Here is a 1,203-nt window from a genome sequence, read left to right as displayed (position 1 = left end):
CCTCAATTGTCAAATCAAGTGCAACACTAAGAATCTATTCTTAGAAGTGGTCTAGTTGCTAAGCTAGTTCAGGCATTAGATCAGCTGGACAGCGATAGTTCAATGACCGCCGCAGCCGGTTGTTTAAGGTATCTTGAGCCAGTTGAATATCAACCAGTGAGGCCAATGCCAAGGATCTGCCCTTCGGGAAGAACTCGCGTAAAAGGCCGTTAGTGTTCTCATTGGTTCCGCGTTCCCATGGTGAATAAGGATGGGCAAAGTAGATGTCCGTTCCCTCGACTTGGCTCAAGCTTGAGAACTCGGCACCGTTATCAAAAGTAATGGTTTTAAAGTACTCAGTTCCATAGTCATATAAGGTATTTTGGAGGGCTTTCAAGCAAGTGTCGGCATGGTAATTGGGAAGTTTAACGATGATTTCTAAACGACTAATACGTTCAGTCAAAGTCATTAATGCTGGCTCAGATTCAACCCGTTTACCTTTGACCAAGTCACCTTCCCAGTGTCCAAGCTCTTGACGCGCTTGAACCACAGTGGGACGCTCTTCGATTGAATGGCCCAGATTCTTCTTATTGATTCGGTGATGCTTTGTCCCGGGACGTTTGACTCGGCGACGGAGTTTAGCTGGTAGGTCTGAATTACGGATAGCTAAACGCTGGTCATCAATGTATCGATACACCGTCGGTGTTGAGGGACAGACAACTCCTGGGTAATTAGTCTTGAATTGGTGAACAAAAGTATCCACACTATGCATTCTGGGACGAGCTTTTAAAGCTGTAACCAAAGCATTACAGAAGGTTTGACAGTGGTCAAAGAGTCCACGATAACAGCTGTTTAGCCGGTGCTTACGATAAACTGCTTCGCCAGTTTCCGCCAGATACAACTGTTCAAAGATACGTGTATTAGCGTTAATCTGTGTTGTTGTCCCACGTCTCAATTCACGTGAAATCGTGCTGGGATCACGATGAAGTACCTTGGCAATCCGGCGGATGGACCAATCTAAGTCCCTTAGAGCTTCAATTCGACCACGTTCAGCTAAACTAAGTTGGTGATATTGATTAGATATGATATTCTTAATTCGGGTCATGAAGATACCTCTTTCTTGTTTGTGGTGAATTAAGAATAGGTCTTCATGGCCTTTTTGACTAGTCTGAATAAAGAACTGGTCTAGTAGAGCAGGTGTTGCACTTCAATTTTAAATCGAGG

General features: G+C 44.3%; 1 protein-coding gene. It reads right to left on the bottom strand.

Annotated features, from left to right (window positions below; genetic code table 11):
- Window positions 1-58 precede the first annotated feature (58 nt).
- The gene (locus EKM99_RS15670; protein ID WP_125584215.1) at window positions 59-1,084 is read right to left on the bottom strand and encodes an IS30 family transposase; all 1,026 of its coding nucleotides are present in this window, start codon (window positions 1,082-1,084) and stop codon (window positions 59-61) included.
- Window positions 1,085-1,203: the final 119 nt, after the last annotated feature.

Source organism: Levilactobacillus cerevisiae, assembly GCF_003946245.1.
In the GTDB taxonomy this organism is placed as follows: Bacteria; Bacillota; Bacilli; order Lactobacillales; family Lactobacillaceae; genus Levilactobacillus; species Levilactobacillus cerevisiae.
This window is presented reverse-complemented; position numbering and strand designations above follow the sequence as displayed.

Bases quoted from the DNA above. Each gene is read 5' to 3' on its own strand.
- EKM99_RS15670 (WP_125584215.1), bottom strand. From the start codon at position 1,084: ATGACCCGAATTAAGAATATCATATCTAATCAATATCACCAACTTAGT.